Below are 24,503 nucleotides of genomic sequence, written 5' to 3' on the forward strand. Positions count from 1 at the left end.
GCGAAGTTGGATGAGGGGTGGAAGGACCATGACCGACGAATCCAAAGTCGACACCTATATCGCCGCCCAGGCCGACTTCGCCCGCCCGATCCTCACCCATGTCCGCGCGCTCGTCCACGCCGCGCATCCGGACGTGACCGAAGCGATCAAATGGGGCTTTCCCCATTTCCTCTACAAGACCAAGAATCTCGCCTCGATGGCCGCCTTCAAGAGCCATGCGGCGGTCAACCTCTGGTATAGCGACGCCGAAAAACCGCGCGAAGGCATGGGCCATCTGGGCAAACTCACCAGCCTGACCGACCTCCCTTGCGACGATGATCTGCGAACCCTGCTGACCAAAGCCCTCGCCCTGATCGACGCCGGCGCCAAACCGCCCCGCAGGACCGACCGCTGCCCACGCGAACCACTCCCCGTCCCCCCGGCGCTCACCGCCGCGATCGCAGCCAACCCGGCCGCCGCTACGATCTGGTCCAGCTTCCCGCCCGGCAAGATCCGCGACTATTGCGAATGGATCATCGAAGCCAAGACCGCTCCCACCCGCGACAAGCGCATCGCGCAGGCGATCGAATGGATCGCCCAAGGTAAAAGCCGCAACTGGAAATATGAAAAACGCTAAGGCCGCATGGGTGGGGGGGAGGCAACCCCACGGCAGTACGCCAGTCTTGCGCCCATCCCCAATAGCGACCGCCCCTTACGCCCCCACGGCCTCCGCCCGCGCGATGAGCGCCTGCGCTTCCTCGACATGCATCGTCTCGATCATGCGGCCCTCGAACCGCTCCGCCCCGCCGTTCGCCGCCGCGACCAGCCGCCGCGCGTCCGCCAATGCCTGCGCATCGGGACCGAACATCTGATTGGCCACCGTCACCTGGCTCGGATGGATCAGCGTCTTCCCATCAAAGCCCAGCGTATAGCCCTCGGCACATTCCGCCTCCAGCCCCGCTTGATCATCCAGCCGGTTGAACACCCCGTCGAACACCGCAATCCCCGCCGCCCGCGCCGCCAGCACCACCGCCTGCATCGCATAAGACAACCCTGCCCGCCCGGCCGACGGCGGAATTCCCAGATCCTTGCGCAGGTCGTTATTGCCCATGAACAGTGCGGCGCAGCCCTCCGACCGCGCAATCTCGCTCGCCGCCAGCACGCCCCGCGCGCTTTCGATCATCGCGATCACCGGCTTCTGGCACACGCTGAACACATCCTTGACCTGCTTGGGATGCTCCACCTTGGGCAGCACGATATAATCCAGCGCCGCCGTCTTGGCCGCGACCATCTCCACCCCGTGCCAGGGCGTGCCTTCGATATTGATCCGCACCGCCGCGATCCGGCCGCCAAAGCCCTGCGCCAGCGCCGCCACCGCGCCGTCGCGCGCGCTGTCCTTGGCATCGACCGGCACCGCATCCTCCAGGTCCAATATCACCATGTCGCACGGCAAGGTCCGCGCCTTGGCGATCGCGCGGGCATTGGACGCGGGCAGGAACAGCAGCGAACGGGCGTGGCGCAGCAACATGATACTCTCCTGGAACGGTTTGACTTTCCCCGTTAACGAATAGGGCGCATAATCCAAGCGATAACGGGGAGACATCGATGCTGACGACCTTCGCACTGACGCTCACGGGCCTCGTGCTTTTCTACCTCGCCGTCAGCGTGAAGGTGGTGCGGCAGGGCTATCAATATACGATCGAACGCTTCGGCCGGTTCACCGAAGTCGCCAAGCCCGGCCTCAATTTCTACCCCGCCTTCTTCTACGCCGTGGGTCGCAAGATCAACATGATGGAGCAGGTCGTCGACATTCCGGGGCAGGAAATCATCACCAAGGATAATGCCATGGTGTCGGTCGACGGCGTGGTCTTCTTTCAGGTGCTCGACCCCGCCAAGGCCGCCTATGAAGTATCCGAACTTTACGTGGCGATCATGCAGCTGGCCACCACCAACCTGCGCACCGTCATGGGCTCGCTCGACCTCGACGAAACCCTCTCGAAGCGCGACGAGATCAATGCCCGGCTGCTGTCGGTGGTCGATCATGCGACCAACGCCTGGGGCATCAAGATCACCCGCGTAGAGCTGAAGGACATCCGCCCGCCCGCCGACATCGTCAACGCCATGGGGCGCCAGATGAAGGCGGAGCGCGAAAAGCGCGCGAACATCCTGGATGCCGAAGGCGCCCGCGCCGCCGAAATCCTGCGCGCCGAAGGGCAGAAGCAATCGCAGATCCTGGAAGCCGAAGGCCGTCGCGAAGCCGCCTTCCGCGACGCCGAAGCCCGCGAGCGCGAGGCGGAGGCCGAAGCCAAGGCGACCCAGATGGTGTCGCAGGCGATATCGGAGGGTAATCCGCAGGCGCTCAATTACTTCATCGCGCAAAAATATACCGAAGCGGTCGCCGCCTTCGCCACCAGCCCCAATGCCAAGACGATCCTCTTCCCGGTGGAGGCGACCCAGTTGATCGGCACGCTGGGCGGCATCGGTCAGCTGGCCAAGGATGCGCTGGGCACGGACGGCACGCCCACCCCAACGCCCCCATCCGCCCCCCGCCGCGGCCCCTTCGGCCAAAACCAGGGATGACCGGCGTGGACAGGCTCGCCATGCCCAACCCGTTCCCCGCCCCATCCCGTCATTCCCGCGAAGGCGGGAATCCATCTCCCAACCCATCCGCTGAAAACAGCGCGCAGGGCGTACCCCCAACCATCGATCACCGGGCCACCCACATATGACCGACCTCCTCACCCTGCTGGAGGATCATTGGGGCTGGCTGGTCTTCGCCGCTTTGCTCGGCATCGCCGAAGTGCTGATGCCCGGCGTCTTCCTGATCTGGATCGCGATTGCCGCGGCCATCACCGGCCTTGTCGCGCTGGCCTTGCCGATCACCCTGCCGTTTCAGCTGCTGCTGTTCGCCGCGCTCAGCCTGCTCGCGGTCTGGGCCGGCCGCCGCTGGTATGTCGACAACCCGGTCCCCTCGTCCGATCCGTTGCTCAACGACCGCAGCGCCCGCCTGATCGGCCAGAGCGTCACGGTCGTCGATGCCATCATCGCCGGCGAAGGCCGCGTCAAGATCGGCGACAGCGTCTGGAGCGCCACCGGCCCGGACACCCCCGCCGGCACCCGCATGCGGGTGGTAGGCGTGGATGGCACGATCATCCGGGTTGAAAATCTAATACCTTAGAACCGTTCGATATTCAGATGATGACGTGCCGAAAATGGTGATGCCTCGCGACCCGGAGCGCAGCGTACTAAAAGTACGTGAGCACCGGAAGCGTGAGGAATCGCCATTTGCAGGCCGTCAGCGCTGAATAGCGAGCGGTTCTAGAAATCGACCGTGGCAGACAGCCACAACCGCCGCCCTTCCTGATTGATCGAATAGGCCGGCGTATAAGCCGTCGCATTCGCCGCCGTCCGATACGGCACATAGATCGCATAATCGGTATCCACCACATTATACACCGTCGCGGCCAGGCGGAAGGCCGGCGTCAGCTGATATGATCCGCCCAGATGGAACACCTCATAGCTTCGGAAGTCGCCCACGGCGGTTTGCTGCACATTGGCCCCGCGATAGCGGCTGGACCGCACCTCCGCCCGCGCCCACACACTCGCCTTATCGCCCAGTTTCCAGCGCAGATTGCCGTTCAGCATATGTTTGGGCATCCCGATCAACGGCAAGCCTTCCTCCGACCCGCTCAGCTGCTCCGTCTCGGTATAGGTGTAATTGGCGCTCAGCGACAAAGCCGGGGTAAAGGCGAAGCGCGTCGCGACCTCGACACCGCGCGTGCGCGCCTTGTCGATATTGATCGACTGGCTGAAGACGTCGACATTGGGGAAATTGCCCACATCCACGCAACCCGGCAGGTTGGGCGCGGACGCGAAGCGGCAATTGGGCACGCCCGGCCCGCTGGCGATCTTGTCGGTAAAATCATTGTTGAACAGCGTTACATTGCCGCTGAATAAGCCCTGCCCGTCATAATAGAGGCCCGCTTCATAGCTGGTGCTGGTTTCCGGCGTCAGCCCCGGCGATCCCAGCAGCGGCACGCGCCCCTGGCTGCCAAAACCGATGATGCCTTCCGCGATCTGCTCGACACGCGGCGTCTTGAACCCGCGGCTCACCCCGCCCTTCAGCGTCAGCGCCTCATTGATGTTCCACACGCCATAGACGCGCGGCGACCATTTATCGCCGAAAGTGCTGTGATTGTCGTAGCGCGCACCGCCGGTGATGTTGAACCCGTCCACCACGGTCAGCGTGGCTTCGGCAAAGCCTGCCCATTGGGTGAATTTGAACGGCTCGGGCGCCACGCCCTCGACCATCCGCGCCTTCCAATATTGCCCGCCGACGGTGAAGGCCAGCGCCCCGACCTTCCCCGCAAAGCGCGAATCCAATATGTCGTTGCGTGCCTCCAGCGTACGCGGCGCGCCCGGCGTCGCCCCCGGCGTGCCATTGGGGATCAGCCGCCCGATCGTCTCCGTCTCGTTGCGGGTCAGCGTCGTGTCCAGCTGGCCAAAGCCCATGCGCCAGCTATGCGCTATCACATAGTTGGACCGGTTGAACCGCTGTTCCGGCGCATAGCCACCCGACCCCAGCGTCCCCAGCTGCCCCTCGCTATTGTCATAACTCTGCTCGTTGCGGTCATATTCGACCCACAGGTCATGATCGGCATGGGGCGTCAGGCTCAACCGCCCGCCATAATTATAAACGTCCGACCGCACCGGATTGCGCCCCAGCGTCAGCGCCGGATCGCCCGGAATATCGATATTCGATCCCTCGCGATGGAACACACTGCCCCGCAGCGTCAGCCCCAGCAGGTCGCGGATGATCGGCCCCTGCGCAAAGCCGTTCACCGACTGGATATTGCCGAAGCGATCGTCGCCCTGGATCGTGCTTTCGGCGGTCGCGGTGCCGACCCAGCGCATGCCGACCTTGCGCGTGATGATGTTGACGACGCCGCCCATCGCATCCGACCCATAGAGCGTGGACATCGGCCCGCGCACCACCTCGATCCGGTCGATCGCGGAGAAGGGCGGCAGGAAGCTGGTGGACGTCTCGCCAAAGCCGTTCGGCGTCACCCCGCCCGGCGCATTCTGGCGGCGGCCGTCGATCAGGACCAGCGTATAGTCGCTGGGCATGCCGCGAATGGAGATGTTGAGGCCACCGGTCTTGCCCGCTTCGCCGCCGACATCCACGCCCTGCACATCCTGCAACGCCTCGGCCAGGCTGCCGAAGCGCTTCTCCTGCAACTCCTCGCGGCCCAGCACGGTGATGCTGGCCGGCGCCTCGACGATATTCTGCTCATAGCCCGCCGCCGTCACGACGATCGCGTTACTATTGTCGCCCTCCACGGGCGCAGCATCGGGCGCCTGCGCCGCGACAGCCGCCTGCCCCATCACCGCCAGCGCAATCAGCCCAGCCCCACCAAAAGCCCGCCCCACAGCGCGCAACCGCATCGACCCCATGATATCCCCCTCAGCTAATGCAAATGCGTATCAGTAATACACCCGCCGTTGAGAGGGCCGGGGAAGATGAGTCAATGAGGGTAAGCAGGCGGATGGCGGCGGCAACCATTCCTTACAGAAGGGAGACGGATTGGCGGTGGATGGGACGGGTTGGGCATTGCAGAGGGTGAGGCAGCCACATTTGTCACGCCATGATGCTGAGCATCCCTTGAAGGAAAACATAGTTGGCTATCAGCTATGCGCCAATTCCAGCCATCCAATGCGTCAATTATCGTTTCAGAAAGCGGACACTCGCGAACTGACATCTTCGATGTGCAAAAATCACAAGCTTGGGAATTGGCAAGATCGTCCAGGTTGAACCTCAGCACATGCGCTTCAAATCAGAACCGACCTTTGCTCCCCGCCACTCCGCAGCCTTGCGGGCGAAGTGGAGGCTTGCACCCTTCCAACCCAATCAGCCCGATACCAAAGCGCATCCCGTTTCATAGTGCGTTTTGACGAGCGATGCGGCCGTAAATTGCGGCGCTCGGCTTGGCTGTACGCTGAAATGTTACCGGATCCACTGAGGCCAGACCCAGCTTGGGTGCATAACCAGAAGTCCATTCGAAATTGTCCATCAGGGACCAGTGAACATACCCCAGGACCGGCACTCCCTCGTCCATCGCCCGCTTCAGTTCGGCCAGGGCAAGCGGCAGTTGCTTCGCGCGGATCGCGTCGTCGGTAATGTAATAACCGTGTTCGGTCACGAGTATCGGTCGTTTGGTCGCTTCATGCACATATCTGACCGCTCCTGCGAGCGAGCCTGGCACAATCTCATTGCCTTCGCTGCTCAGTGTCGCGCCGGGCGATGGAGGCAATTTGCCGGTTTCCGTCCAGACATTACGGTTGTAATTCTGCACGCCGACGAAATCATCGGTCTTCACATTGTCGATCCACGCGCCGTAAAAAGCTTGCTGCATGGCATCGCGCTTGCTGCGCGGGCCAACCGCTTGTTCGTCGGAAACCGCAAGGGTCGCGCCGACGGGCAAGTCCGATCGCACTGCCTTGATCGCCGCTTTGCCTAAGCGGTGCGCGTGCAGCATGTTCGGCAACATTTCCTCGATTTGCCCGAATGCGGGACCGCCGACAAAATGCGACACGCCATGATCCTTGCTGGCGGCGTCAAGCATCGCAGTCTGCGCTTCGACCACTTGCGGTGGCAACATACGCAACGCAATCAACAATCCGTTCGGCTCGTTCAGTGTGAAGGCGATGCCGATTTCTGCCCCCAAATGGCGCATGGCCCGATCACAGTAGCGGGCGAACAGATCGGCCGAGTCCGCCATCGTCCAACCGCCACGCGCCGCGAACCACACAGGCACAGTCCAATGGCTGAACGTGACCATCGGCGTCATCCCGCGCGTGCGGCATCCGTTGATCACACGCTTGTAATGGTCGAGCATCGCAATCGAAAACTGACCCGGTTGCGGTTCGATGCGGGACCATTCGATCGAAAACCGGTAAGCGTTCAGCCCGATCGCTTTCGCCAGATCAAGGTCCGCCTCCCACAAAAACAGGCTGTTGCATGCGTCACCGGACGGCACCGAGAAGGTGGTTGGCTTGGTATTCTCCAACACCCAGAAGTCGCTATTGACGTTGCTGCCTTCGATCTGATGCCCCGCAGTCGCAGCGCCCCAATGGAATCCCGATGGGAAAGCCGCGCCCGCGCGGCTTAGGGCGATCGCTGGCGTGGACGCGGTAGCCGTTGCAGCAATTCCGATCTTCACAAGCGTACGGCGCGATACGTCCATTCAATATCCCCTCATCTTTTACGGCATTGTAACGAGCGCATGCATCGAAAAATAATATGAAAATTTTCTACTTCCATAGCCTGAGTCTATGGTTAGCGACGTTCAGCCCCAGCGTCAGCATCTTTCGTTCACGCAAGCGTGTCACTAATCCTAATGGCTGATCACCTCCTATTTCCCTGTCCTACACCCCCGCCCGCATGCCACCCTCCCCGGCATGACCCAGCCAGATCTTCTCCATTTCGCCCCCGTCACCCTCGCCCGCCGTGCGCGGGGGTGGACGCATGATGCCCAAATCGCCTTCATCACCGCGCTGTCGCGCCATGGCGTGGTGGCGCAGGCGGCGCGCAGCGCCGGCTGTACGCCGCGATCGGCCTATTATCTGCGGGCGCGGCCCGGCGCGGAAAGCTTCGCCGCCGCCTGGGACTGGGCGCTGGAAATGGGGCTGGACGAAAGCCGCGCCCGCGCCGTCGCCCTTGGGCAGGAACGGCTGGAGCGGCCGATCGTCCGGCGCGGCCAGGTCGTCGGCACGCGCAGCGAGCCCAATCACCGCCTGCTCTTCGCCGCCCTGCGCTCCCATGCCAGCAACCGCCACGCCACCATGCTCCATCGCGAGCGGATCGCGCATCGCCGCCTGCTCGCCGACCTTGCCGAACGCGGCCCCTTTTCGCCCGAACAATGGTCGCGGCTGCACCCGATCCTGGTGCAGGCCAGCGGCGGCGGAGGCGCCCCACGCAGCACCCCGTCCTTGTCATAATCTGTCGCCGGTAGGAAATAAGATGTCGAAATCTGCGGGAAATATGCGAAGTTAAGGGGACAAAACCCACCGGAGACTTCCCCCATGCTGACCACCCGCCGCGCGCTGCTCGCAGCCGGCGCCTCCGCCGTCACCCTCGGCGCTCTTCCTGCTCGCGCTGCCACCGGCGCGGATACCGCCGCGCAGGCCTTGCTGGCGGACATGGCCGAAGCGATGCTGGCCGATGCCCCCGAAACGGCGAGCGGCCTTGGCATCGACACCGGCGCCCGATCCGCGCTCAAAAGCCGCCTCGGCAACAAGACGCCGGCCGGTCAGGCGCAGATCGCCGCCCATGTGCAGGATCGCCTCGCCCGGCTGCGCGCCATCGACCTCGCCCCGCTCTCGCCCGCGACCCGCATCGATGTGGAAGTGGTGCTGACCGCGCATGAAACCGCTGCGGAAGGCTTCACCTTCCCCTTCGGCGACATGGCGATCATGAACAGCAACTGGTCCTATCGCAACAGCCCCTATGCCGTGGCGCAGAATACCGGCAGCTTCGTCGAAACCCCCGATTTCCTCGACAGCAATCATGGCATCAAAAGCAGCGCCGACGCCGACGCTTATCTGGCCCGCCTGCAACTCTATGCCGCGAACCTGAATGGCGAAACCGAACGTCTGCGCCATGACGCCGGCCTTGGCGTGATCGCCCCCGCCTTCCTGCTCGACAAGACGCTGGCCCAGATGAAAGCGGTGCAGGCCCAACCGATCGACAGCCAAGTCCCCGTCGCCTCCATCGCCCGCCGCACGAAGGACATGCCCGGCGACTATGCTGCCAAGGCCGCGCAGATCGTCCGCGACGCCGTCACCCCCGCCCTCGCCGCCCAGGTCGCCGAACTCCAGCGCCAGCGCGCCAAGGCGACGATGGATGCAGGCGTCTGGAAATTCCGTGACGGCGACGCTTATTATGCCTGGGCGCTCAAAGCCGGCACCACCACGACCATGTCGCCCGACGAAGTCCACAAGCTCGGCCTTGCCCAACTCGCCGCGCTGCAATCCGAAATGGACGGCCTGCTCAAACAACTGGGCATGACGAAAGGCACGGTCGGCGAACGCATGACCGCCATGGGCAAGGATCCGCGCTATCTCTTCCCCAACGACGACAATGGCCGTCAGCAGATCCTCAGCTTCATCGACGGCCGCCTCGCCGACATCCGCACGCGCCTGCCCCGCGCCTTCGCCACCTTGGTCCCCGCCAACCTCATCGTGAAGCGCGTGCCGGTGGAGATCGAAGCGGGCGCACCCGGTGCCTATGCCGGCGCCGGCTCGATCGACGGCAGCGTGCCCGGCAACTATTATATAAACCTGCGCGACACCAGCATCTGGCCCCGCTACTCGCTGCCCACGCTCTGCTATCATGAGGGGATTCCGGGCCATATCTGGCAGGGCGAATATACCTACAAGCTGCCCCTCATCCGCTCGCTCCTCGCCTTCAACGCCTATAGCGAAGGCTGGGCGCTCTATGCCGAGCAGCTGGGTGACGAGCTGGGCGCCTATGATGGCGATATCGCCGGGCGGCTGGGCTATCTGCAATCCATCGCCTACCGCTGCTGCCGCCTCGTGGTCGACACCGGCCTCCACGCCAAGCGCTGGACGCGCGAAAAGGCGATCCACTGGTTCGCCACCACCAACGGCTCCAGCGTCGAGGACGTCCAGGCCGAAGTGGACCGCTATTGCGCCTGGCCGGGGCAAGCCTGCGGCTACAAGGTCGGCCACGGCGAAATCGTCCGCCTGCGCGGCATGGCGCAAAAGGCGCTGGGCGAAAAATTCGACTTCCGCCTCTTCAACGACGCCGTGGTCAAGGGCGGCGGCGTACCGATGACCGTGCTGGCGAAAAATGTCGACGCCTATGTCGCGGACCGGAAGGGGGCGTAACAGGATCCAAAATGAAAAAAGGCCGGAGGATCGCTCCCCCGGCCTTCCCTATTCTCACGACCGTCGTCCCTCAGCCAACAAAAGCCCGCTCGATCACGAACTGCCCAGGCGCCGCATTCGACCCTTCGGTGAAGCCCTGCTCCTCGAAATAGGCACCGAACTGCTTGATCATCTCCATGCTGCCGCACATCATGATCCGGTCGGTTTCGGGGTCGAATTTCGCCGCGCCCGGAATCCCTTCGAACAACGCGCCGCTCTCGACCAGCTTGTCGATCCGCGCGGTGTGGCCATCGAACGGCTCGCGGGTCACGGTCGGCACATAATGGAACTGGGTCGGCGCCTGCTCCGACACCAGCGGGTCTTCCGACCATTTGCCTTCCATCTCGTCGCGGAAGGCCAGATCGCTGACCCGGCGCACCGAATGGACCACGACGACCTGCTCGTAAAACTCATACACGTCCGGATCGCGCGGCAGGCTCAGGAACGGCGCCAGACCGGTACCGGTCGACAGCATGAACAACCGCTTGCCCGGCAACAGCGCGTCGGTCACCAGCGTACCAGTCGGCTTGCGGCCCAGATAGATCTGGTCGCCCGGCTCGATCTTCTGGAGCTTGCTCGTCAGCGGACCATCCTGCACCTTGATCGACAGGAATTCGATTTCCTCGTCCCATGCGGGGCTGGCGATCGAATAGGCGCGCAGCAGCGGCTTGCCATTATCGCCCTTCAGGCCGATCATGATGAACTCGCCCGACCGGAAGCGGAAGCTGGCGGGCCGCGTGATGCGGAAGCTGAAAAGATGCTCGTTCCAATGCTTCACCGACAGCACGGTTTCCACGGAAAGCGCGCCGGTGGGTTCCAGAACCGGCTTTTCGATCGTCTCGTCGGTCAACAGTCCATCCTTGCAGTCTATATGGCATCGCACCGGCGACGCCTTTTGCGGATCGTTCGCAATAAAGTCGAAATCCGCGAATGGCCCGCCCGCACCATTAAGGCAAGGCCAAAAAAACTTGTGGTCCCGATAGGGCGCCCTTCGTCCGGGCGCCCAACTCTATGGCTTAACCGAACAGGCCCTTGGCGATGCCACCCAGCTCATTCATCGGATTGCCATCGCCATCCTTGTCGAAAAATCCGCCCAGCTGGCCCAATATCGCTTCCGGCCCGCCGAACGTGCCCAGCAATTCCTGCAACTTGTCGGCCGACACGCCATGTTCCGCCGCGACTTCGGCCAGCGCCGTCACGCTCGTCTCGCCCGAACCGATCTTGGCGCTGATTTCGCTGAACAGCCCCTGCATCTGTTCCGGCGTCAGGCCGATCTGCGCTGCGATCGCTTCCAGCCCACCGAATTTACCGATCAGATCGTCGAACATGCCCATAACTCCCGCTTCAAAAGGTTGGGCCGCATAATAGCAGCTTGCGCCCTCGATCCAAAGCAAAAGGGCCGGGGGATCACGCCCCCGGCCCCTTGCTTGCCTTGTCGCGATGGATCAGGCGGCGACCAGCGCCGCGCCACGCACGCCATCGTCGACATGGTCCACGAACTGCGCGAAATTGTCCACGAACGCCTTTACCAGCGTGGCGGCGGTCGCATCATAAGCGTCCTTGTCGGCCCACGTGGCGCGCGGGTCGAGGATGGTCGGCTCCACGCCATTGACCGCCACCGGCACGTCGAAACCGAAGTTCGGATCGGTACGGAACTCCGCCTCGTTCAGGCTGCCGTCCAGCGCCGCGTTCAGCAATGCGCGCGTCACCTTGATCGGCATGCGTTTGATGCCCGGCATCGTCGCCTTGCCACCGGCCCAGCCGGTATTGACCAGCCAGCAGGTCACGCCGCCCTTGTTGATCCGCTCCTTCAGCAGATTGCCATAGACGCTGGGATGGCGCGGCATGAAGGGCGCGCCAAAGCAGGTGGAGAAGGTCGCGGTCGGCTCCGTCACGCCGATCTCGGTCCCCGCGACGCGCGCGGTATAGCCGGACAGGAAGTGATACATGGCCTGTTCCGGCGTCAGCCGCGCGATTGGCGGGAGAACCCCATAAGCATCCGCCGTCAGGAAGATGATATTCTTCGGGACCGGACCCAGATTCTTCTCCGACGTGTTCGGGATGAAGTCGATCGGATAGGAACCGCGGCTATTTTCGGCCAACGAGTTATCGTCCAGGTCGATCTCGCGCGTTTCCTCGTCGATCACGACATTTTCCAGCACCGTGCCGAACCGCTTGGTCGTGGCGAAGATTTCCGGTTCGGCCTCGGCCGACAGGTTGATCATCTTGGCATAGCAGCCGCCCTCGAAATTGAAGACGGCGGTATCCGACCAGCCATGCTCATCGTCGCCGATCAGCGTGCGGCTGGCGTCCGCCGACAGCGTCGTCTTGCCCGTGCCCGACAGGCCGAAGAAGACCGCCGTATCGCCATTCGCGCCGATATTGGCCGAACAGTGCATCGGCATCACGCCCTTCACCGGCAGCAGATAATTGAGGATGCCGAATACCGACTTCTTCATTTCGCCGGCATAGCTGGTGCCGCCGATCAGGATCAGCTTCTCGGTGAAGTTGACCGCGATCACCGTTTCGCTGCGGCAACCATGGCGGGCCGGGTCGGCCTTGAAGGTCGGCAGGTCGATGATGGTATATTCGGGCGCGAAGTCCGTCAGTTCCTCAGCGCTCGGCCGCACCAGCAGCGTGCGGATGAACAGATTGTGCCAGGCGCGCTCGTTGATGACGCGCACCTTGACACGATGTTCGGGCTGCGACCCACCGAACAGGTCGGCCACGTACAGCGTGCTCTTGTCGCCCAGCGCCTTGAAAAAATCTTCCTTCAGCGCGGCGAAATGCTCCGGCGTCATGGGCACATTGGTCTTGCCCCACCACACCGTGCCCTGCGTCTCGGCATCCTGCACGATGAACTTGTCGCTTGCCGACCGGCCGGTATGCTTGCCGGTCTTCACGACCAGCGGACCGTCCTTGGACAGGATACCTTCGCCGTTGCGGACCGCCGCTTCGACCAGCGGCGCCGTGCCCAGGTTCCAGAACTCGGTGGCATGGGTGGTGATGCCCTGGTCGGCCAGGGTGATTGAGGATTTGGCCTGCACGCCTTTACTCCTGATATGGTTTCCCTACCGCTTCGCTGTTTGCGAATGCGATCGATCCGCCCCTTGAGCGCCGCTTGTATAAACGCGGCGTCTCTTGCTGCTGACAGGCATTGGCATAGGGCTTTGCGCGCACAGCGTCAAATCCCCGAAATACCCCATATGTCCCGAATTTCGACGCTTGTACCGCAGGATCGACCGACCATGTCGGCCCAGCCCCTTCCTTGCGACATGGCGCACCTTCGTCTAACGCTGGCTCCATATCCCCCTTTCTCACGATCACGGGACCCTGCATGACCGCAACCATCGCCCTGGTGGATGACGACAAGAATATCCTGACATCGGTGTCGATCGCGCTTCAGACCGAAGGCTTTCTGACGCGCATCTATTCCGATCCCGAAGGCGCGCTGAAGGCATTGCTGGACAATCCCGCCGACCTTGCCGTCTTCGATATCAAGATGCCCCGCATGGACGGGATCGAATTGCTGCGACGGCTGCGCGAAAAGAGCCAGATGCCGGTCATCTTCCTGACGTCCAAGGCGGATGAACTGGACGAGGCGCTGGGCCTGGCCATGGGCGCGGACGATTATATCGCCAAACCCTTCTCGCAACGCCTGCTGCTCGCCCGCATCCGCGCCATCCTGCGCCGCGCCGAAGTCAGCAAGACGCCCGACGCCCCGGACCAGCCGGTGGCCGACCCGATCATCCGTGGCCGGCTGGAAATGGACCCCGCGCGCCATCGGGTGAAATGGAACGGGCAGGACGTGACCCTGACCGTCACCGAATTTCTGATCCTGGAAACGCTTGCGCAGCGCCCCGGCGTGGTCAAGAACCGCAACCAGTTGATGGACGCCGCCTATCAGGACGACGTCTATGTCGACGACCGCACGATCGACAGCCATATCAAGCGACTGCGGCGCAAATTCCGCGAGGTGGATTCCGACTTCAATGCAATCGACACCCTCTATGGCGCCGGCTACCGATTCTCCGAAGAATGACTGCGTGCCGCTGTCGGTGCGCTGGTCGGGGCGACTGAGCCTCACGCCGCGCATTCTGGCAGTCAACGTCTTCGCCCTCGCCTTGCTGGCGGGCGGCTTCTTCTATCTCGACAGCTATCGCACCCGCATCGTCGACGATCGGCTGGAACAGTCGGCGCGTGAATTGAAACTGCTCGCCATCGGCCTGGAAAATGCCCCGGCCGACCGGCACAATGCGCTGATCGCGGCCTATTCGCGCCAGACCGGCGACCGGGTGCGCCGCTATGCGCCGGGCGGCGGCCTGATCGCCGACAGCTTCACCATGGATGCGCCGCGCTATCGCCTTCGTTCCCCGTCCGAAGAGGAATGGCAGCGCCATGTCGCGCGCTTCCTCGACAAGGCGGTGGACAAGATCGTGTCCGCCGACCGCCCCCCCGACTTCGAGGAGCCGACGGTCGATCGCGCCGATGCCTGGCCCGAACTGCTGCTGGCGCGCAAATCCGGCCGGCCGCAGGCGCTCAACCGCTACGCCCCCGACCGCACCTTCATGATCTCGGCCGCCGCGCCGGTGCGCGACGGCTCCAGCCTGCTCGCGACTGAAAATGCCCGCGACATCACCCGCATCGTCCGGGCCGAACGGCTGCGGCTGGGCATGGTGCTGGCCGTCGCGGTGCTGGCCTCGGTCCTGCTCTCGCTCTTCCTCGCCCGCACCATCGTCCGCCCGTTGCAGGGCCTTGCCCGCGCCGCCGTCCGCGTGCGTCTGGGTCGCGCGCGGGAAGTGACGGTGCCTCGCCTGCCCGAACGGCGCGACGAAATTGGCATGCTCGCCCGCGCCCTGTCCGACATGAGCCTGGCGCTACGCCAGCGGATCGACGCGACCGACGCCTTCGCCGCCGACGTATCCCATGAACTCAAGAACCCGATCGCCTCGCTCCGCTCCGCTCTCGACGCGCTCGACCGGGTGGATCGCCCGGATCAGCGTGAACAGTTGATGGCCATCGCGCAGGACGATGTCCGCCGCCTCGACCGCCTCGTCACCGACATCGCCGAAGCCTCGCGCGTCGATGCCGAACTCTCCCGCACCCGGTTCGAGCCGATCGATCTTGGCCTGCTCATCGAAAAGATGGTGATCGCGCGGGAGGCGCGCGGCGTGCCGCGCAGCGTCCGCCTCGCCTTCGCCCGCCCGCGCAAGGATGTCGCGGTGGTGCTGGGAGAGGAAGGCCGGCTGATCCGCGTCCTCGACAATCTCATCGACAACGCCATCTCCTTCTCGCCCGAAGGCGGACTGGTCCGGATCATCGCCACCGTCGCCGACGATCAGGTGCTGGTCAGTGTCGAAGATGAAGGCCCCGGCGTCCCGCCATCGGAGCGCGAACATATCTTCCGCCGCTTCCACAGCGTCCGGCCGGAAGGGGAAACGTTCGGCAAACATTCGGGCCTGGGCCTTGCCATCGCCCGTTCGATCGTGGAGGGGCATCAGGGCAAGATCGCGATCGGCGACCGCGAAGATGCGCAGAACGGCGCCCGCTTCGTCGTCCGCCTGCCCATGGCGGTGGCGCGCGATCCCGGCATCGTGTCGGAATAGGACGAAGGGTCGCCCGCCAAAGGCATAGCTATCCCCTGCAACTCAGGTTAGAAGGATCGCCAAGGGGTTATGGCACGCGCACTTTCATCAGAGACGCTGCATGCAACGAGCGTGGCCATTGATGGCCGCGTCGTCATGCTGCGCGGGCCAAGCGGCAGCGGCAAGTCCGACCTTGCCCTGCGCCTGATCGACCGTGGCGCCGCCCTGGTCAGTGACGATTACACTCTGGTCAAGCGTATCGACGGCCGGCTGGTCGCCACCGCGCCGGACACGATCCGGGGCAAGATGGAGGTGCGCGGCATCGGTATCGTCGCCATGGCCGCCTTGTCCGACGCGCCGGTCGCCCTGATCGCCGACCTGTTCGATACGGTCGATCGCATGCCACTGGAGCCGGTCCATCGCACCGTCGCCGGCATCGCCGTGCCCGTAGTGAAAATTTCCCCGTTCGAAGCCTCCGCCCCGATCAAGGTCGAACTGGCACTACGCACTTTGGGACTGGACGCAGCATGACCCAGCCCAAGACGATCCTCCTCCTGTCGGGCCTTTCTGGCGCCGGCAAGACCACGGCACTCAAGACGCTGGAGGATATGGGCTGGGAAGTGGTCGACAACCTCCCCCTCGTCCTGCTCGACCGGCTGCTCGACACCCCCCTGCCCGCCGGTCATGCCGGCGCGGACGAACGGCCGCTGGCGCTGGGCATCGATGCGCGCACCCGCGATTTCGACGCCAATGCCATCGTCCAGCGGATCAAAGCGATGCGCGAACGCCATGGCCACGACATCGAAACCCTGTTCCTCGACTGCTCCGGCACCGAACTGGAGCGCCGCTTTGCCGAGACGCGCCGCCGCCACCCCCTCGCGCTCGACCGCCCGGCCGCCGACGGCATCGCCCGCGAACGCGAACTGACCGAACCGCTGCGCCGCTGGGCGACGCAGGTGATCGACACCACCGGCTTCACCAGCAACTCGCTGCAACAGGAAATCCGCAACCGCTTCTCGCGCGAGCGGCTGTCGGACCCGGTGCTGACCATATTGTCCTTCGGCTTTTCGCGCGGCGTGCCACGCAATGCCGACCTGATGTTCGACATGCGCTTTCTGCGCAATCCGCACTGGGACGCGGACCTGCGGCCGAAAACCGGTCTGGACGCGCAAGTCGCCGCCTATATCGCTGCGGACCCTGCCTATGACGAAGCGGTGGGCAAGATCGAGGATCTGCTGACCACCCTGCTGCCGCGCTATTCGGAGGGCGGAAAAGCCTATATCACCGTCGCGTTCGGCTGTACGGGGGGCAAGCACCGCTCCGTCCATGTGGCGGAACGTGTCGCGAAATACTTGCAAGAGGCCGGCTTTTCGCCCACCATCTTGCACCGCAATATTGAATCGACGCCCCAGGATGGTCTGGAGAAGCGTCGTCCGGGAGGCCCGAAAGCATAATCATGACAAAGGTGGGCCGCGAAAGCACATGATCGGACTCGTACTCGTCACCCATGGGTCGCTGGCGACCGAATTCGTCGTGGCCATGGAACATGTGGTCGGGCCTCAACAGCAGATCGAAACGATCTGCATCGGGCCGGAAGACGACATGGAATTGCGCCGCGCGGACATCGCGACGGCCGTCGCTCGCGTGAACAGCGGATCGGGGGTGATCCTGCTGACCGACCTGTTCGGCGGCACGCCCTCCAACCTGGCCATCTCCCTACTCAAGGCGGGCGAGATTGAGGTGATCGCCGGCATCAACCTGCCCATGCTCATCCGCCTGGAAAGCGCACGCAAGGTCATGGACGTGCGCGCCGCGGTTGCCGCCGCGCGCGAAGCGGGGCAGAAATATATCAGCGTAGCGTCGGAACTGTTGGGCAGCACCACATGAATGAAATCAGCCAGGAAGTCCGTATCAGCAACAAGCGCGGCCTCCACGCCCGCGCCAGCGCCAAATTCGTGACCCTGGCCAGCGGCCTGCCGGCAGACATCGTCGTCAGCAAGGACGGCAACCATGTCACCGGCACGTCGATCATGGGCCTGATGATGCTGGGCGCCGCCATGGGCGACAGCATCATCATCAAGGCCACCGGCCCCGAAGCCGTCGATTCCCTGGGCAAGCTGGTCGGCCTGGTCGAAGATAAATTCGGCGAAGAGTGAGATAAATACCCCTCTCCCCTCGGGGGAGAGGGCTGCGCAGACTTGGCAGCTTGCTGCCTAGTCGCAGCTGGGTGAGGGGGATGCCACCTCACGAAAATGGACCCGCCTTCTACCCCTCAACCACTGCATCCGCGCCGCGCATCCGCGTGAAGATATTCCATGTCGCGATGAACAGCGCCGCAATCACCGGCCCGATCACGATCCCGCTGAAGCCGAACAGCTCCAGCCCGCCCAGCGTCGAAATCAGCACCACATAATCGGGAATACGCGTGTCGCGCCCCACCAGGATCGGGCGCAGCACATTGTCCACCATGCCGATCACCAGCACGCCGCACACGACCAATATCACCGCCTTCACGATCGCCCCGGTCGCGAACAGATAGATGGCGACCGGCACCCAGATCAGGCCCGTCCCCACCGCCGGCAACAGCGAGAAGGCCCCCATCAGCACCCCCCACAGCAACGCCCCCTGTATCCCCAGCGCCCAGAAGACGATGCCGCCGATCAGCCCCTGCACGATGGCGACGACGATGCTGCCCTTGATCGTGGCGCGGATGACGATGACGAACTGCTCGATCAGCGCCGTCCGCTGACTGGGCCGCAACGGCGCAGCGGTGGCGATCCGCTGCGACAAGGCCTCACCATCGCGCAGCAGGAAATAGGTCAGGTACAACATCACGCCCAGCGCGACGAGGAAGCTGAACGCGCTCTGCCCGATCTGGAATGCCTGCGCCGCCAGCGTACGGAAACTGCTGGTCACGCCCTTCGTCACCATTTCCTGCGCGGCGTAGAAATTGGTGAGGCCCAGCCGCCGGACATAGGGCCGCAGCCAGTCCGGCAGCGCCGCGATCGTATCGGAAAATATCCGCACGAAATTGATCTCGCCCGACTGGATCTTGCCATAGAAATAGGCTGCTTCCTGCAACAAGGCCGCGCCCAGCACGAAGGCCGGGACGATCACCACGCCCAGGATCAGCAGCAATGTGATCAGCGCCGCGCCATTGGGATGTTTAGGGATGGCCGACAATATCTGCCGGTTGAGCGGCGCGAACACGATTGCGGCAATCACGCCCCACAGCACGGCGGCAAAGAACGGCTCGATCACCATCGCAAAGGCGATCGACACGGTCAGCACGACGCCAAGGAAGAAGCCATCCTCGATTTTCGGCGTGACGTTCAGCGGCGGGGGCGTTTTGGCATCCATGTCCGTCCCTTCGCAAAATTCGCGCCCCAAATCCATTGCGGAACGATCATCATAACCTGCCCCCTGTCCTTTTCACCTTTCCATGGGTAAGGAGGCCGCTTCCTCCGCTCTTTTGGGACCAGTAACGATCGTGGCACGCGAAATCACCGGATTTTCAAACCCGCTGGTGAAGCGCGTCCGATCCTTGCGGGAAAAGAAGCATCGCAAGGCGGAGGGGCTTTTCCTGGCCGAAGGCTTACGCATCCTCACCGAAGCGCGCGAGGAAGGCGTACTGCCCGAAATGCTGTTCCACGCCGGATCGACGCATCCGCTGGCGCTGGAACTGATCGACGCGATCGAGGATGCGGGCGGCGACGTCATCGAAACGACGCCCGACATCCTGTCCAAGATCAGCGGCAAGGATAATGCCCAGGCGGTGGTCGGCGTCTATCGCGACCGGCTGACCCCACTCAACAAACTGGATCGCAGCACGGCCGACATCTGGATCGTCGCCCAATCGCTGCGCGATCCCGGCAACTTGGGCACGATATTGCGCACCGGCGACGCCGTGGGCGCGGGCGGCCTCATCCTGATCGACGATTGCGTCGACCCCTTTTCGGTCGAATCGGTCCGCGCCTCCATGGGCGCGCTCTTCACCCAATCCATCACCCAGGCGCGCTGGGGCGAATTCATGCACTGGCTGCGCGAAGGCCCCGGCGAACTGATCGGCACCAGCCTGAAAGCCACACAAGATTATCAGGAACCCCGCTACGCCAGCCCCAGCTTCCTGCTGGTCGGCAACGAAGCGCAGGGCCTGCCCGAATCCTACGAGGCCGAATGCGGCCAGCTGGTAAAGATGCCGATGCTGGGCAGGGCCGACAGTCTGAACGCAGCCGTGGCGACGGCGGTGATGGCCTATGAATTGCTGAACCAGAAACGGCAGCGCGGATAACATAGCGTTCCCCGGCGAAGGCCGGGGTCCAGTTCCACGCTTCGATCCGGACCCCGGCCTTTGCCGGGGAACCGATCGGCGGAACAGAATGCGGGAAAGACGGGGGCGAAAAGACGTGACACAGACGAGCGGCATGGGAGAGATGTGGCGGCACAAGCGGGTGCTCGCGGCCAGCCTGATCGGCACGGCGGTCGAATTTTACGACTTCTACATCTACGCCACCGCCGCCAGCCTGATCTTCCCTTCGCTCTTCTTCCCCGCCTCTTCCCCCTCCGCGCAGTTGATGGCGTCCTATGGCAGCCTCGCCCTCGCCTTCTTCGCTCGGCCGGTCGGCGCGGCCGTGTTCGGCCATTATGGCGACCGCATCGGCCGCAAGGCGACTTTGGTCGCCTCGCTGATGCTGATGGGCGGCTGCACGCTGCTCATCGGTTTCCTGCCCACTTATCAGATGATCGGCTATTGGGCGCCGCTGATCCTGTGCCTGCTGCGCTTCGGCCAAGGCTTCGGCCTGGGCGGCGAATGGGGCGGCGCGGCGCTGCTGGCGGTGGAGAATGCCCCGCCCGGCTGGCGCGCACGCTTCGGCATGTTCCCGCAGCTTGGCGCCCCGGTCGGCTTCATCGCCGCCAACGGGCTGTTCCTGCTCTTGGGCGCTTTCCTGTCCGACGAAGACTTCTTCGCCTGGGGCTGGCGCCTGCCCTTCATCGGCAGTTCCGTGCTGGTGATCCTGGGCCTGTGGGTCCGCCTCAAACTCACCGAAACGCCCGAGTTCGCCGCTGCGCAGAAGGAAACGCCGCCGCCCGCCGTACCGCTGGCCACCCTGCTTTCCTCGCATCTGGGCGCCGCGATCGCCGGCACCTTCGCCTGCGCCGCCTGCTTCGCGGTCTATTATATCGCGACCGCCTTTGCACTCGGCTACGGCACCACCGCGCTCAAGATCGACCGGGAAATCTTCCTCGCCATTCAGCTGGGCGCGATCCTGTTCATGGCGGTCAGCATCGTCCTAGCCGGCTGGTGGTCGGACCGCACCACGCCGACCACCGCGCTCGCCTGGGGCTGCGTCGGCACGGTGGCGATGGGCCTGGTCTTCGGCCCGCTGATCGGCACCGGCGCGCTGCTGCCGATCTTCGTGGCGCTCAGCCTTGCGCTGTTCGTCATGGGCTTCATCTACGGGCCGCTGGGCGCCTATCTCCCCGCCCTCTTCCCCATCCAGCTGCGCTATACCGGCGCGTCCTTCGCCTTTAACCTCGGCGGTATCATCGGCGGCGCGCTGGCCCCGATCGTCGCCACCTGGCTCATCGGCATGCAGGGCGTGGGCCTTGTCGGCCTCTATATGTCGGCAGCGGCGCTCATCAGCCTCGCCGGCCTCTGGTTCACCAGCCGCAACGCCTGAACCCCTTTCTTCTCGGCGTCTCTGCGGCTCCGCGTGAACCCTTTTTGATTCACGCGGAGCCGCGGAAAATGAGAGCCTGCCGCGCCTAATAGCTTATACCAAGACGCGATCAGGCTGACGCATAGGAAATGTTCCCCGGCGCAGGCCGGGGTCCAGTTCAAAGCGTGGACTGGACCCCGGCCTGCGCCGGGGAACACGCCTTTTAAATCAGCCGCATGATATCATGCTCTAAGCTATGACCTTGCGCATCAGCAGCATCGGCACGCCGCTATCCTCGAATTCGCGTACGCCCTCGAACCCGAAGCTGCGATAGAGCGGCACCCCGGCCATCGTGCCGGACAGTTCCAGCGCGCCGAACCCCTCCGCCCTGGCCGCCGCCTCGCACAGCGTCAAGATCAACGTCCCCACACCTTTGCGCACATGATCGGGGTGGGTGTACATCGCCCGCACCTTCGCCGCCTCGGTCGCAGGATCGAGCGGCCGGTCGTCGCGCCCTGCGCTATGATTGCCGCCATAGGGCGTCGCCCGCCAGCTCCATCCGCCACAGCCGGCAATGTCGGCCCCGTCCTCGATCACGAAATAGGTGCCATCGGCAATCAGCCGGCTGTCCAGCCCCATGAAGCCATGGCTGGCCGCCACCTGCTCGGGCGTCAGCCAGCTCCCCTGCAATTGCTCGATCGCCCGCGTCATCAGGGCGGGCAGGGCAGCTTCGTCGGCGATGGTCGCCAGTCGGTGGGTCAGTCGTGTCATGGACTGTCTGAAACAGCAAAGGCCGGCCCCATGCAAGGGACCGGCCTTCACGCGTCGATATCAAATCAGAATTTGAAGCCGACCTTGCCGTACCAGTAACCGCCGTTGATGCCGTACGGCGTGAAGGTGACGGGCGCATCCAGCACCGCGCCGCCATCGATCGGCAGGCCGTCCGGACCATTGGGCACGGTCGATGCCTTCTTGTCGAACAGGTTGTTCGCGCCGGCACTCAGCGTCAGCCCCTTGGTCAGTTCATAGCTGACTTCCAGGTCGGTGATCGCCGCTGCCCCGGCCCGCACCGTCGGGGTCGTACCGTTGTAGATGACGACCTGCGACGACTTGCCATAGAAGGTTTCCCGCAGCGTCACGCTCAGGCCACCCAGCGTGAACAGGCCGCCCGCAATCACCTTATATTTGGGCGATGCCTTTTCCAGCACGCTGCGCGCATCCGCCGCGTACAGATCTTCGGGCAGGCGCAGCCTGGTGATCTTGGTCGTGTTGTAATTGGCCGACAGCGTCCACAGGATCGATCCCTCGCCCACCGGGGTCGGATAGCTGGCGGTCAGGTCGACGCCGCGGGTGCGGGTGTCCGCGCCGTTGGTGAACAGGTTGATGCCCGCATCACCCACTTCCAGCACATAGGGATCCAGCACATTGCCATGCGCCGCGATCGCATCCAGCACCGCCTGGTTGGTGACGACGCCACCGGTCAGGCCGACGATCGATCCCGTCCCGACGATGCGGTTCTTCATCTTCACCTGATAGGCGTCGAGCGTGATGTTCAGCTTGGGAATGGGCCGCAGCACCAGGCCCAGGCTGTAGTTGGTCGATGTTTCCGGCTTCAGGTCGTCATAGCCCAGCAGCTTGGCGGCGGCACTGTTCGGCGGCAATTGCACATAGGCCGATGTCGGCCCCACATTGGTCGAGCTATAATAGGATTCGAGCAGCGACGGCGCCCGGAAACCGGTGCTCACCGTACCGCGCAGCGCCACCTGATCGGTGAAGTCGACGCGGCTGGTCACCTTCCACGTCCATTTGGTGCCGAAATCGCTATAATCCTCGAACCGCACCGCGCCGTCGATCTTCCAGATATCGACCGGGCTGAGCGCGACGTCCAGATAGGCCGCCTTGTTATCGCGCTTATGCTTGCCCGCGTCCGTCGCCAGGAAACCCGGATAGGATTGCCCGCCCTCGAAATAGGTCGACGCAAAGTCGCCCTTGCCGATCTGGAACAGATTTTCGCGATATTCCCCGCCGAATGCGACGTTGACCGGCGCGGCCAGCCCCACCTCTATCTCCTTGGCGATGTCGATATTGGTGGTCCATTCCGACGCCTTCAGGAAGCCGTCATAGAAATTGCCCGGCGTTTTTCCGGTGTTGATGAACAGCGTGCGATTGGCCGAATCCAGCGTGAACAGCTTGGCATAATCCTGGCCATAAGTGGTGCTGATATCCCAGCGGAAACCGCCGGCTTCCCCCTTGATCCCGCCGGTATTGGAGAAATCATCCTCCTTAATCGCCTCACGCGGGTTGAAGCCGGTCGCGCTATACAGAATCTGCTCCCCGGCGACGCCCAGAACCGGGGATCGCGACACGCGCCAGGGCTGCCGATAATTTTCGTAAGCGCTGGCTTCACGCCGGCCATAGCTGCCGAAGGCATAAAGCTCGACACCGCCGAAATCATGGCCGGCATTATACATGATGGTGCTGAGCGTGGAGCGGGAATCGCCGACGATGCGGTTGGTATAAGGGGCGTTGGGCAGGCCCACGGCCACCATCGCCGCATGCGCCGCGCTCACATCGCTCCGGATCGATCCGTCTTCGTTATAGATGCGCGAATCCACGCCGCCCCGCTGCGAAAAGCCGTGATAGCGGTGGAACATGGTGAAGTTCAGATAGGTGTCGTCATCGATCTTCGGCGCGAAGGTAATGCTGCCCGAAAAAGTGGTGCCATCGCCTTCATAATATTGGCCACCGGTAAAGCTGCCCGAAATACTGTCCTTGTCGTCCTTCAGAATGATGTTGATGACGCCGGCGATCGCGTCCGACCCATATTGGGCGGCAGCGCCGTCCTCCAGCACCTCGATCCGGCCGATCGCGCCGGGCGGGATCATGTCGAGGTCGGGCGCGGCGCCACCCTGATAGGGACCGCTCAGCACATGCAGGTTGGACGTGCCATGGCGACGCTTGCCGTTGACCAGAACCAGCGCATGGTTGGGGCTGAGGCCGCGCAGGCGGGCCGACAGGGTCAGGTTGGCGGTGTCGCCGCCAAAGGCCTCGGCAGTGAAGGAGGGGACCAGTTGGGTCAGGATCTGATTGAGGTTGGGCTGCCCGACCTTCTCAAGGCTGGCGGCGTCCAGCACCTTGATCGGTGCGGCACTTTCGGCGGCGGTTACGCCGGTGGCGCGTGTGCCGGTCACGATGATGGCAGCGCCCTCATCAACCGCAGCAGCCTGCGGCGCGCTATCCTGGGCAAATACAGCAGAAGAAAAACTTATCGCGATGGCAATCGCCGCGCGAGAAACCAGACCTCTATAGTTCATGAAACAGCCCCCTAATA

General features: G+C 63.7%; 22 protein-coding genes. 13 read left to right on the plus strand and 9 right to left on the minus strand.

What is annotated here, in order from left to right; all coding sequences use genetic code 11:
* The first annotated feature begins 28 nt into the window (after window positions 1-28).
* Window positions 29-616: a YdeI/OmpD-associated family protein gene (locus F4U94_RS03040; RefSeq protein WP_120249260.1), complete on the plus strand. Its 588-nt coding sequence runs from the start codon at window positions 29-31 to the stop codon at window positions 614-616.
* A 75-nt stretch (window positions 617-691) separates the two neighbouring features.
* Here F4U94_RS03040 and F4U94_RS03045 read toward each other — a convergent pair whose 3' ends face one another.
* Window positions 692-1,507, minus strand: a complete 816-nt coding sequence (locus tag F4U94_RS03045; protein ID WP_120251919.1) for an HpcH/HpaI aldolase/citrate lyase family protein — start codon at window positions 1,505-1,507, stop codon at window positions 692-694.
* A gap of 77 nt (window positions 1,508-1,584) precedes the next feature.
* On the opposite strand from F4U94_RS03045, the gene F4U94_RS03050 reads away from it, so the two are divergent.
* Complete coding sequence (locus F4U94_RS03050; RefSeq protein WP_120249259.1) at window positions 1,585-2,559, plus strand: SPFH domain-containing protein; 975 nt, start codon at window positions 1,585-1,587, stop codon at window positions 2,557-2,559.
* A gap of 145 nt (window positions 2,560-2,704) precedes the next feature.
* Window positions 2,705-3,157 (plus strand): NfeD family protein, encoded by a 453-nt coding sequence (locus F4U94_RS03055; RefSeq protein ID WP_120249258.1) that lies wholly within the window; start codon window positions 2,705-2,707, stop codon window positions 3,155-3,157.
* A 140-nt stretch (window positions 3,158-3,297) separates the two neighbouring features.
* Here F4U94_RS03055 and F4U94_RS03060 read toward each other — a convergent pair whose 3' ends face one another.
* Both F4U94_RS03060 and F4U94_RS03065 read right to left on the minus strand, forming a co-directional pair.
* Window positions 3,298-5,364: a TonB-dependent receptor domain-containing protein gene (locus tag F4U94_RS03060; RefSeq protein ID WP_427772785.1), complete on the minus strand. Its 2,067-nt coding sequence runs from the start codon at window positions 5,362-5,364 to the stop codon at window positions 3,298-3,300.
* A gap of 551 nt (window positions 5,365-5,915) precedes the next feature.
* The gene (locus tag F4U94_RS03065) at window positions 5,916-7,223 is read right to left on the minus strand and encodes a family 1 glycosylhydrolase (protein WP_120249256.1); all 1,308 of its coding nucleotides are present in this window, start codon (window positions 7,221-7,223) and stop codon (window positions 5,916-5,918) included.
* A gap of 214 nt (window positions 7,224-7,437) precedes the next feature.
* On the opposite strand from F4U94_RS03065, the gene F4U94_RS03070 reads away from it, so the two are divergent.
* Entirely contained in the window at window positions 7,438-7,977 is a 540-nt protein-coding gene (locus tag F4U94_RS03070; RefSeq protein WP_249042021.1) for a hypothetical protein, read from the plus strand.
* 84 nt (window positions 7,978-8,061) lie between these two features.
* A complete protein-coding gene (locus tag F4U94_RS03075; protein ID WP_120249255.1) occupies window positions 8,062-9,888 on the plus strand; it encodes a DUF885 domain-containing protein in 1,827 nt (608 codons plus the stop codon).
* Between the two features lie 70 nt (window positions 9,889-9,958).
* On the opposite strand, the gene F4U94_RS03080 is transcribed toward F4U94_RS03075, so the two are convergent.
* The 3 genes from F4U94_RS03080 to F4U94_RS03090 all read right to left on the minus strand — a co-directional run bounded on the left by F4U94_RS03080 (window position 9,959) and on the right by F4U94_RS03090 (window position 12,974).
* On the minus strand, window positions 9,959-10,777 hold the full coding sequence (locus F4U94_RS03080; protein ID WP_120249254.1) for a ferredoxin--NADP reductase: 819 nt from the start codon (window positions 10,775-10,777) through the stop codon (window positions 9,959-9,961).
* 166 nt (window positions 10,778-10,943) lie between these two features.
* Window positions 10,944-11,261: a hypothetical protein gene (locus tag F4U94_RS03085; RefSeq protein ID WP_120249253.1), complete on the minus strand. Its 318-nt coding sequence runs from the start codon at window positions 11,259-11,261 to the stop codon at window positions 10,944-10,946.
* 111 nt (window positions 11,262-11,372) lie between these two features.
* A complete protein-coding gene (locus F4U94_RS03090) occupies window positions 11,373-12,974 on the minus strand; it encodes a phosphoenolpyruvate carboxykinase (RefSeq protein WP_120249252.1) in 1,602 nt (533 codons plus the stop codon).
* Between the two features lie 290 nt (window positions 12,975-13,264).
* On the opposite strand from F4U94_RS03090, the gene F4U94_RS03095 reads away from it, so the two are divergent.
* From F4U94_RS03095 to F4U94_RS03120, 6 genes are all read left to right on the plus strand, one after another.
* Complete coding sequence (locus tag F4U94_RS03095) at window positions 13,265-13,969, plus strand: response regulator transcription factor (RefSeq protein ID WP_120249251.1); 705 nt, start codon at window positions 13,265-13,267, stop codon at window positions 13,967-13,969.
* The gene (locus F4U94_RS03100) at window positions 13,938-15,533 is read left to right on the plus strand and encodes a sensor histidine kinase (protein ID WP_120249250.1); all 1,596 of its coding nucleotides are present in this window, start codon (window positions 13,938-13,940) and stop codon (window positions 15,531-15,533) included. Before F4U94_RS03095 ends, F4U94_RS03100 begins: the two co-directional genes overlap by 32 nt.
* 69 nt (window positions 15,534-15,602) lie before the next feature.
* Window positions 15,603-16,043, plus strand: coding sequence for an HPr kinase/phosphorylase (locus F4U94_RS03105; protein ID WP_120249249.1), 441 nt, complete (start codon window positions 15,603-15,605; stop codon window positions 16,041-16,043).
* Window positions 16,040-16,966, plus strand: a complete 927-nt coding sequence (gene rapZ / locus F4U94_RS03110) for an RNase adapter RapZ (protein WP_120249248.1) — start codon at window positions 16,040-16,042, stop codon at window positions 16,964-16,966. The genes F4U94_RS03105 and rapZ overlap by 4 nt, the downstream gene beginning before the upstream one ends.
* 28 nt (window positions 16,967-16,994) lie before the next feature.
* Complete coding sequence (locus F4U94_RS03115) at window positions 16,995-17,399, plus strand: PTS sugar transporter subunit IIA (RefSeq protein WP_056683923.1); 405 nt, start codon at window positions 16,995-16,997, stop codon at window positions 17,397-17,399.
* Window positions 17,396-17,668, plus strand: coding sequence for an HPr family phosphocarrier protein (locus F4U94_RS03120; protein WP_120249247.1), 273 nt, complete (start codon window positions 17,396-17,398; stop codon window positions 17,666-17,668). The genes F4U94_RS03115 and F4U94_RS03120 overlap by 4 nt, the downstream gene beginning before the upstream one ends.
* A 109-nt stretch (window positions 17,669-17,777) precedes the next feature.
* Here the strand turns inward: F4U94_RS03120 and F4U94_RS03125 are convergent, their stop codons facing one another.
* Complete coding sequence (locus F4U94_RS03125) at window positions 17,778-18,872, minus strand: AI-2E family transporter (protein ID WP_120251918.1); 1,095 nt, start codon at window positions 18,870-18,872, stop codon at window positions 17,778-17,780.
* Between the two features lie 130 nt (window positions 18,873-19,002).
* Between F4U94_RS03125 and F4U94_RS03130 the strand changes: the two genes are divergently transcribed.
* Window positions 19,003-19,803 carry a TrmH family RNA methyltransferase gene (locus tag F4U94_RS03130; protein ID WP_120249246.1) on the plus strand — a complete coding sequence of 267 codons (801 nt, stop codon included), beginning with the start codon at window positions 19,003-19,005 and terminating at the stop codon, window positions 19,801-19,803.
* 88 nt (window positions 19,804-19,891) lie between these two features.
* The gene (locus tag F4U94_RS03135; RefSeq protein WP_120249245.1) at window positions 19,892-21,193 is read left to right on the plus strand and encodes an MFS transporter; all 1,302 of its coding nucleotides are present in this window, start codon (window positions 19,892-19,894) and stop codon (window positions 21,191-21,193) included.
* Window positions 21,194-21,421: 228 nt separating this feature from the next.
* Here F4U94_RS03135 and F4U94_RS03140 read toward each other — a convergent pair whose 3' ends face one another.
* Entirely contained in the window at window positions 21,422-21,943 is a 522-nt protein-coding gene (locus F4U94_RS03140) for a GNAT family N-acetyltransferase (RefSeq protein ID WP_120249244.1), read from the minus strand.
* A 65-nt stretch (window positions 21,944-22,008) separates the two neighbouring features.
* Complete coding sequence (locus tag F4U94_RS03145) at window positions 22,009-24,486, minus strand: TonB-dependent receptor plug domain-containing protein (protein WP_120249243.1); 2,478 nt, start codon at window positions 24,484-24,486, stop codon at window positions 22,009-22,011.
* Between the last annotated feature and the right edge of the window lie 17 nt (window positions 24,487-24,503).

Source organism: Sphingobium limneticum, from assembly GCF_008710155.1.
Classification (GTDB): domain Bacteria; phylum Pseudomonadota; class Alphaproteobacteria; order Sphingomonadales; family Sphingomonadaceae; genus Sphingobium; species Sphingobium limneticum.

Bases quoted from the DNA above. Each gene is read 5' to 3' on its own strand.
- F4U94_RS03040 (WP_120249260.1), top strand. From the start codon at position 29: ATGACCGACGAATCCAAAGTCGACACCTATATCGCCGCCCAGGCCGAC.
- F4U94_RS03045 (WP_120251919.1), bottom strand. From the start codon at position 1,507: ATGTTGCTGCGCCACGCCCGTTCGCTGCTGTTCCTGCCCGCGTCCAAT.
- F4U94_RS03050 (WP_120249259.1), top strand. From the start codon at position 1,585: ATGCTGACGACCTTCGCACTGACGCTCACGGGCCTCGTGCTTTTCTAC.
- F4U94_RS03055 (WP_120249258.1), top strand. From the start codon at position 2,705: ATGACCGACCTCCTCACCCTGCTGGAGGATCATTGGGGCTGGCTGGTC.
- F4U94_RS03060 (WP_427772785.1), bottom strand. From the start codon at position 5,364: ATGGGGCAGGCGGCTGTCGCGGCGCAGGCGCCCGATGCTGCGCCCGTG.
- F4U94_RS03065 (WP_120249256.1), bottom strand. From the start codon at position 7,223: ATGGACGTATCGCGCCGTACGCTTGTGAAGATCGGAATTGCTGCAACG.
- F4U94_RS03070 (WP_249042021.1), top strand. From the start codon at position 7,438: ATGACCCAGCCAGATCTTCTCCATTTCGCCCCCGTCACCCTCGCCCGC.
- F4U94_RS03075 (WP_120249255.1), top strand. From the start codon at position 8,062: ATGCTGACCACCCGCCGCGCGCTGCTCGCAGCCGGCGCCTCCGCCGTC.
- F4U94_RS03085 (WP_120249253.1), bottom strand. From the start codon at position 11,261: ATGGGCATGTTCGACGATCTGATCGGTAAATTCGGTGGGCTGGAAGCG.
- F4U94_RS03095 (WP_120249251.1), top strand. From the start codon at position 13,265: ATGACCGCAACCATCGCCCTGGTGGATGACGACAAGAATATCCTGACA.
- F4U94_RS03100 (WP_120249250.1), top strand. From the start codon at position 13,938: ATGGCGCCGGCTACCGATTCTCCGAAGAATGACTGCGTGCCGCTGTCG.
- F4U94_RS03105 (WP_120249249.1), top strand. From the start codon at position 15,603: ATGGCACGCGCACTTTCATCAGAGACGCTGCATGCAACGAGCGTGGCC.
- rapZ (WP_120249248.1), top strand. From the start codon at position 16,040: ATGACCCAGCCCAAGACGATCCTCCTCCTGTCGGGCCTTTCTGGCGCC.
- F4U94_RS03115 (WP_056683923.1), top strand. From the start codon at position 16,995: ATGATCGGACTCGTACTCGTCACCCATGGGTCGCTGGCGACCGAATTC.
- F4U94_RS03120 (WP_120249247.1), top strand. From the start codon at position 17,396: ATGAATGAAATCAGCCAGGAAGTCCGTATCAGCAACAAGCGCGGCCTC.
- F4U94_RS03125 (WP_120251918.1), bottom strand. From the start codon at position 18,872: ATGGATGCCAAAACGCCCCCGCCGCTGAACGTCACGCCGAAAATCGAG.
- F4U94_RS03135 (WP_120249245.1), top strand. From the start codon at position 19,892: ATGCGGGAAAGACGGGGGCGAAAAGACGTGACACAGACGAGCGGCATG.
- F4U94_RS03140 (WP_120249244.1), bottom strand. From the start codon at position 21,943: ATGACACGACTGACCCACCGACTGGCGACCATCGCCGACGAAGCTGCC.
- F4U94_RS03145 (WP_120249243.1), bottom strand. From the start codon at position 24,486: ATGAACTATAGAGGTCTGGTTTCTCGCGCGGCGATTGCCATCGCGATA.